The organism is Streptomyces sp. NPDC002886, assembly GCF_042888445.1.
Classification (GTDB): Bacteria; Actinomycetota; Actinomycetes; order Streptomycetales; family Streptomycetaceae; genus Streptomyces.
Genome location: NZ_JBIAPV010000004.1, coordinates 961027 through 968596, shown reverse-complemented (window position 1 = coordinate 968596; position 7570 = coordinate 961027). Strand labels below are relative to the sequence as shown.

General features: G+C 74.3%; 4 protein-coding genes. 2 read left to right on the top strand and 2 right to left on the bottom strand.

Features of this window, described 5'->3' with window-relative positions:
* Positions 1–280: 280 nt before the first annotated feature.
* On the top strand, positions 281–4243 hold the full coding sequence (locus tag ACFYYB_RS22680) for a Pls/PosA family non-ribosomal peptide synthetase (RefSeq protein ID WP_389437062.1): 3963 nt from the start codon (positions 281–283) through the stop codon (positions 4241–4243).
* Positions 4244–4331: 88 nt separating this feature from the next.
* On the top strand, positions 4332–5669 hold the full coding sequence (locus tag ACFYYB_RS22675; RefSeq protein WP_389437060.1) for a M1 family metallopeptidase: 1338 nt from the start codon (positions 4332–4334) through the stop codon (positions 5667–5669).
* 35 nt (positions 5670–5704) lie between these two features.
* Here ACFYYB_RS22675 and ACFYYB_RS22670 read toward each other — a convergent pair whose 3' ends face one another.
* Both ACFYYB_RS22670 and ACFYYB_RS22665 read right to left on the bottom strand, forming a co-directional pair.
* Positions 5705–6367 carry a response regulator gene (locus tag ACFYYB_RS22670; RefSeq protein WP_389437058.1) on the bottom strand — a complete coding sequence of 221 codons (663 nt, stop codon included), beginning with the start codon at positions 6365–6367 and terminating at the stop codon, positions 5705–5707.
* Positions 6342–7514: a sensor histidine kinase gene (locus ACFYYB_RS22665; protein WP_389437056.1), complete on the bottom strand. Its 1173-nt coding sequence runs from the start codon at positions 7512–7514 to the stop codon at positions 6342–6344. Before ACFYYB_RS22665 ends, ACFYYB_RS22670 begins: the two co-directional genes overlap by 26 nt.
* Between the last annotated feature and the right edge of the window lie 56 nt (positions 7515–7570).

Below are 7570 nucleotides of genomic sequence, written 5' to 3'. Positions count from 1 at the left end.
GGGGGGGGTGCAGACCCGCGGCCCCCCGCCCCCCCCGCCCCCCCCGGGGGGGGGCGCCCCCGCCCCCCCCCCCCGGGGGGCGCGCGGGGGGGGGGGGGGCCCCCCCCCCCCCCGCGCCCGCTTGTACCGTCCCTTCCCGGCCACGCGCAAGCCTTGAGACAGAAAATCCTTGATGTCGCACTAGACTGGCGGGTTGTTTGGCGCTGGACCGGAACAACCTGGGCAGACCCGGGCTCCGCCCGGCGACCCGGAGGCTTCCGGGAACACGACGCGAGGGCCGATGGCAGCCACACCAGAGCACGGTGAAGTCACTCTGCTCGACGACGGAACCGGGCTCGACGGGCTCGACGAAGGGGCCGCGCCCGACGCCGGGGACCGGGCCGCCGAGCCCGGCAAGCAGGCCCTGTTCACGGCCGGACCCGCCGCCCCGGCCCGTACCCTCGTCGACGTCTTCGAGGCCTCCGTACGGGCCCACCCCGACGAGCTCGCCCTGGACGACGGAGCCACCCGGCTGACCTACCGGGCGCTCGCCGTCGAGGTGGAGCGCCGGCGGCGCGCCCTCGCGGCGGCCGGAGTGGGGCTGGGGGACCGGGTCGGGGTCCGGGTGCCGTCCGGCACCAACGAGCTGTACGCGGGCATCCTGGCCGTCCTCGCGGCGGGCGCCGCCTACGTGCCCGTGGACGCCGAGGACCCGGACGAGCGGGCCGACCTGGTCTTCGGCGAGGCCGGAGTACGGGCCGTGCTGGGCGCCGACCAGCGCATCGAGGTCGCCGCGCCGGGCAAGGAACCCGCCCCCGCGAGCGCCCCCGCCGCCCGCCCCGGCCCCGAGCACGACGCGTGGATCATCTTCACCTCCGGCTCCACCGGCAAGCCCAAGGGCGTCGCCGTCAGCCACCGCAGCGCCGCCGCCTTCGTGGACGCCGAGGCCGCGCTGTTCCTCACCGAGGAGCCCATCGGCCCCGGTGACCGGGTCATGGCCGGACTGTCCGTGGCCTTCGACGCCTCCTGCGAGGAGATGTGGCTGGCCTGGCGCTACGGAGCCTGCCTGGTCCCCGTCCCGCGCTCGCAGGTCCGCAGCGGCGCCGACCTCGGCCCCTGGCTGGCCGAGCAGGAGATCACCGTGGTCTCCACGGTGCCGACCCTGGCCGCCCTGTGGGAGCCCGAGGCGCTCAACGAGGTCCGGCTGCTGATCTTCGGCGGCGAGGCCTGCCCGCCCGAGCTCACCCAGCGGCTGGTCACCGAGGGCCGCGAGGTCTGGAACACCTACGGCCCCACCGAGGCCACCGTCGTCGCCTGCGCCTCCCTGCTGACCGGCGAGGAGCCGATCCGCATCGGCCTCCCGCTGAACGGCTGGGAACTGGCCGTCGTCGACGAATCCGGCGAACCGGTGCCCATGGGCGGCAGCGGCCAGCTCGTCATCGGCGGCGTCGGCCTGGCCCGCTACCTCGACCCCGCGAAGGACGCCGAGAAGTACGCCCCGCTGGAATCCCTCGGCTGGGAGCGCGCCTACCGCAGCGGCGACCTCGTCCGCGCGGAACCCGAGGGCCTGGTCTTCCTGGGCCGCGGCGACGAGCAGATCAAGCTCGGCGGGCGACGCATCGAGCTGGGCGAGGTGGACGCCGCCCTCCAGGCCCTGCCCGGGGTCGCCGGCGCGGCCGCCGCCGTCCGCACGGCGCGCAGCGGCAACCAGCTCCTCGTCGGCTACCTGGTCACCCAGGACGGCTGGGACCACGCGGCTGCCGTGACGCGGCTGCGCGCCGAGCTGCCCGCCGCCCTCGTACCGCTGCTCGCACCGGTCGACGAGCTGCCGACCCGCACCTCCGGCAAGGTCGACCGCAACGCACTGCCCTGGCCGCTCCCGGAACTGGAGACCAGCGGACCCACCGAGCAGCTCTACGGCACCGAGGCCTGGCTCGCCGAGCAGTGGAGCGAGACCCTGGGCGTGACCGTCACCGGCGCCGCCGACGACTTCTTCGCGATCGGCGGCAGCAGCCTCGCCGCCGCCCAGCTCACCACCCGGCTGCGCACCCGCTACCCGAGCGCCGCCGTCGTCGACATCTACCAGCAGCCCACCCTGCGCAAGCTCGCCCGGCACCTGGAGAAGTCCGCACAGGACGACGGAGCGGTCCGGACCATCGCGCCCGTGCCGCGCCGGACCGCGGTCATCCAGTCCCTGCTGCTGATCCCGCTGTTCACCCTGGTCGGACTGCGCTGGACGGTGGCGGTGCTCGCCCTGGGCAACGTCCTGCACTGGTTCGGGGCCTACCCGTGGGCGCCCGCCGCCTCCTGGTGGCTCGTCGCCGCCGGCGCCGCGCTGCTCTTCAGCCCGCCCGGCCGCCTCGCGATCGCCGCCGGCGGCGCCCGGATGCTGCTGCGCGGGGTGAAGGCGGGGCGCCACCCGCGCGGCGGAAACGTTCACCTGCGGCTGTGGACGGCCGAGCGGCTGGCCGAGTACTCCGGCGCGACCTCGCTCACCGGCTCCTGGCTGGAGCGCTACGCGCGGGCCCTGGGCGCCAAGATCGGCCCCGAGGTGGACCTGCACTCGCTGCCGCCCGTCACGGGCATGCTCAAACTCGGCCGCGGCTGCGCCGTGGAATCCGAGGTGGACCTCTCCGGCCACTGGCTGGACGGGGACCGCCTGGAGATCGGCGCCGTGAAGGTCGGCGCGGGCGCCGTGGTCGGCACCCGCAGCATCCTCTTCCCCGGCGCCCGCGTCGGAAAGCGGGCCGAGGTGGCCCCCGGCTCCGCCGTGGTCGGCCAGATCCCGACCGGCCAGCGCTGGGCCGGAGCCCCCGCCGGCAAGCTCGGCAAGGCCAAGCGGAACTGGCCCAAGGAGCGCCCGCCGCGCGGTCTGCCCTGGCGCGCCGCCTACGGGGCGGCCGGCTTCTGCCTCACTTCCCTGCCCGTGCTCGCCGCCCTGCCGGCCCTCCTGGTGGCCGCCCGGTTCGTGCCCGCCGACGCCGGAGCGGGCCGGGCCCTGGCCGGAGCGCTGCTCGCCGTGGTGCCCGGGGCGCTCGCCTTCGGGTTCGCGTACGCGGCCCTCATCCTCGTCTCCGTACGCCTCCTCAGCCTCGGTCTGCGCACGGGCGTCCACCCCACGCACAGCAGGATCGGCTGGCAGGCCTGGACGGTCACCCAGCTGATGGACCTCTCCCGGGAAACCCTCTTCCCGCTGTACGCCGGGCTGATCACACCGGTGTGGCTGCGGCTCCTCGGCATGAAGATCGGCCGGGGCGCCGAGGTCTCCACCGTGCTCGCGCTGCCGAGCCTCACCACCGTCGGCGAGGGCGCCTTCCTCGCCGACGACACCCTGACCGCCCCCTATGAGCTGGGCGGCGGCTGGCTGCGGATCGGACACTCCGAGATCGGCCGCCGGGCCTTCCTCGGCAACTCCGGCATGACCGCGCCGGGCCGCTCCGTGCCGGACGACGGGCTGGTCGGCGTCCTGTCCGCCACCCCGAAGAAGGCCAAGAAGGGCAGCTCCTACCTGGGGCTGCCGCCGGTCCGGCTGCCGCGGTCCACCGCGGACTCCGACCAGAGCCGGACGTACGATCCGCCCGCGCGGCTGTTGTGGGCGCGCGGGCTGGTGGAGCTGTGCCGGCTCGTCCCGGTGTTCTGCTCGGCCGCGCTGGGCGTCCTGACCGTGGCCGCGTTCTGCACGCTGGCCGCGGCGGACGGGCCCGGCCCGTGGGTGACCGCGCTGCTGTCCGGTGCGGTCCTGCTCGCCGCCGGGGCGGCCGCGTGCGTGGTCTCGGCGGCCGCGAAGTGGCTGCTGGTCGGCCGGCACCGGACGGGCGAGCACCCGCTGTGGAGCGGCTTCGTGTGGCGCAACGAACTGGCCGACACCTTCGTCGAGGTGCTGGCCGTGCCCTGGCTGATCGGCTCGGTGCCCGGCACGCCGGTGCTGTCCCTGTGGCTGCGCGCACTCGGTGCCCGGATCGGCCGGGGCGTGTGGTGCGAGAGCTACTGGCTGCCCGAGACCGACCTGGTCACCCTGGGTGACGCGGTCAGCGTGAACCGGGGCTGCGTGTTGCAGACGCACCTCTTCCACGACCGGATCTTGAGGACGGATACTGTGGTCCTGCGTGAGGGCGCCACCCTGGGCCCGGGCGGAATCGTCCTGCCCGGGAGCACGGTCGGGGCCCGCAGCACTCTGGGTCCCGCCTCCCTCGTGATGGCCGGGGAATCCGTTCCCGCCGACACCCGCTGGCTGGGCAACCCGATCGAGGCGTGGCGGTCCTGAACGGCGGGTCCGGGCGATCGGAAACGGGCGTCCGGGCCGGGCGGCACCAGCACGTCGTACGAGCACAACGCAGGGAGCGGAAGCGGCAGTGAACGGCCAGAAGACAGCGGCATCGGACCCGTACTTTCCGGCCAACGGCGACCACCGTTACCGCGTGCACCGGTACGAACTCGCTCTGGAGTACCGTCCCGGCCCCAACCGGCTCGCCGGGACGGCCCGCCTCAGCGCGATCGCCGGGCGGGCTCCGCTCACCGAGTTCCACCTCAACCTGGCCGAGTTCAAAATAGGCCGCGTCCTGGTGAACGGCCGCGCCCCGCACTACAGCCACCGCGGCGGCAAACTCCGCATCCGGCCGCCCAAGCCGCTGCCCGCCGGCGCCGCCTTCACCGTCGAGGTGCACTGGGCGGGCAACCCCACACCGGTGCGCAGCCCCTGGGGCGGGCTCGGCTGGGAGGAACTGACCGACGGCGCGCTGGTGGCCAGCCAGCCCGTCGGCGCGCCCTCCTGGTACCCCTGCAACGACCGGCCCGCGGACAAGGCCTCGTACCAGATCTCGGTCAACACCCCCTCCGCCTACACCGTCGTGGCCGGCGGCAGGCTGCTCACACGGACGACCCGGGCCTCCACGACCACCTGGGTGTACGAGCAGCCCGCGCCGACCTCCACGTACCTGGTCGGGCTGTCCATCGGCATGTACCAGACGGTGCTGCTCGGCGACCCCGGGCTCGGCGGGGTCCCGCAGAGCGCCCACGTGCCGGCGCACCTGCTGCCCCGGTTCTCCCGCGACTTCGCGCGGCAGCCCGCCATGATGCAGCTCTTCGAGGAGCTGTTCGGCCCCTACCCCTTCGGCGAGTACGCGGTGGTCGTCGCCGACGAGGAGCTGGACGTGCCGGTGGAGGCCCAGGGGCTCTCGCTGTTCGGCGCCAACCACGTGGACGGCGTACGGGGCTCCGAGCGGCTCATCGCCCACGAGCTCGCGCACCAGTGGTTCGGCAACAGCGTGACCATCGCCGACTGGCGGCACATCTGGCTCAACGAGGGCTTCGCGAAGTACGCGGAATGGCTCTGGTCGGAGCGCTCGGGCGGCCGCACCGCGCACGAACTGGCCGCCGCCGCGCACCGCTTGCTGTCCGGGCAGCCGCAGGACCTCCTGCTGGCCGACCCGGGACGCAAGCTGATGTTCGACGACCGCCTCTACCAGCGCGGCGGCCTGGCCGTGCACGCGATCCGCTGCGCACTGGGGGACGGCCCGTTCTTCCGCATGCTGCGGGAGTGGGCCACCGTGAACCGCCACGGCGTGGTCACCACGGCCGGCTTCACCGCGCACGCGGCCCGCTACGCGCACGAACCGCTGGAGGACCTCTTCAGGGCCTGGCTCTGCGAGCCGGCCCTCCCGCCGATGCCTTCGCGGGTCGGGACGTCCTAGGCCGGGGACTCGTAGGACATGGCCCGGCGGCCGGCTCAGGTTCCGGGGAGGATGCGGCGCGTTTCGTAGGCCCACATCGCGATCTCGACCCGGTTGCGGGCGCCGAGTTTGGCCATCAGGCTGGCCAGATGCGTCTTCACCGTGCTGAGGCTGATGTGCAGAGCGTCGGCGATCTCGGTGTTGGTCAGCCCGCGAGCGACGGCGAGGAGCACCTGCTCCTCGCGGGCGGTGACGGGGGCGACCGGCTGGGTCGCGGGCCGGCCGGCGGGCAGGTCCGCGAAGGCCCGGAGCAGACGGACGGTGACGCTGGGCGCGATGAGCGCCTCACCGTCGGACGCCGACCGGACGGCCTGCGCCAGAAGGTCCGGTCCCGTGTCCTTGAGGAGGAATCCGCGGGCGCCGGCACGCAGGGAGCCGTAGACGTACTCGTCGAGGTCGAACGTGGTGATGACGACCACGGCCAGCGGGTCGGCGACGCCCGGGCCGGCGACCAGCCGGGTGGCCTCGAGCCCGTCGAGCACGGGCATGCGGATGTCGAACAGGCAGACGTCGGGGCGTAGTTCGCGGGCCAGGCGGACCGCTTCCCGCCCGTCGGCTGCCTCTCCGACCACCTCGATGCCGGGCTGGGCGTTCAGCATGATCCGCAACCCGGTGCGGATGATCGTCTGGTCGTCAGCGACGAGGACGCGAATGGACACCGCTCGCGCTCCTCGCTCTCGGCAGTTCGGCTTCGACACGCCAGCCCCGGTCCGGACCCGGGCCTGCTCGTAGTGTGCCGCCGAGCAGGGTCGCGCGCTCGCGCAGTCCGGTAAGTCCGTATCCCTCGCGACCCCGGCCGGTGCGCCGGCCGTTGTCGCGCACGCTCACCCGTACCGTGTGCCGTTCCGCGGCGACCCGAACCACGAGCTCGGTCGCGTCGACCGCGTGGCGCAGCGCGTTGGTCACCGATTCCTGCACGATCCGGTAGACGGCCGCGTCCACGGCCGGGGGCAGCGCGTCCAGTTCGCCGTCGAGCCCCAGGTCGACCCTGAGACGACCACCCGGGGTGCGCACCAGGCGCTCCAGATCCGCGACTCCGGCAGGGGGCGCCAGCTCGGCGCCGACCCCGCGGTCGCGCAGCGCGGCGACCATGGCGCGCATTTCCTCCAGCGTGCGCGCCCCTTCCTCCTCGATCCCCTCCAACGCCTCGACGGCGGCGGACGGTTCGGTGCCCGCGACGACCCGGCCCGCCTGGGCGATGATCACCATGGCCGACACGTGGTGGGCCACCGTGTCGTGCAGTTCCCGGGCGAGCTGCTCGCGCTCGCGGGAGCGCACCTGCTCCAACAGCCGCTCGCGAGCGGTCACCCGGAACCGCACGGCGGCCCCGACCACGCCGGGCAGCAGCAGGAAGAGCAAGGCCAAGACCTTTTCGAGGACCGGGATCTCTTCCGTGACGACACACAGCGCGCCGGCCGCGAGGATCACCGCGCCGCCCAGCACGATCTCGCGTCCCGATCCCCACCGGGTCAGCGCGTACACCAGTACGAGCACGACCGCGCTGGTGTCCAGGCCGACGGGCTCGAGCGGTGCGGCGACGAGCGAGGCCACCGGAAGGAGGATCACCGAGCCGAACGCCAGCGTCACCATCGCCAGCGGGCGGCTCCGGCGCCACAGGGTCAGCAGGCACAGCCATACGGCGACCACCACCGCCACCGGCCGCCACACGAGGTTCTCGCGCAGGCCGGCCTCCAGCGCCACACCGGCAAGGCCCGCGGCGAGCAGCGCCCAGTCCCGCCGCACCCGGGCGGGCGCGTCGGGCGGCCGGGGTTCGGTCCACAGGGTTCGCAGGTCGTCTCGGAGCACGGTTCTCAGCCTAGGGACCGCGGCGCGGCGCGCATCGGCCGAAAGGACGGGTCGTC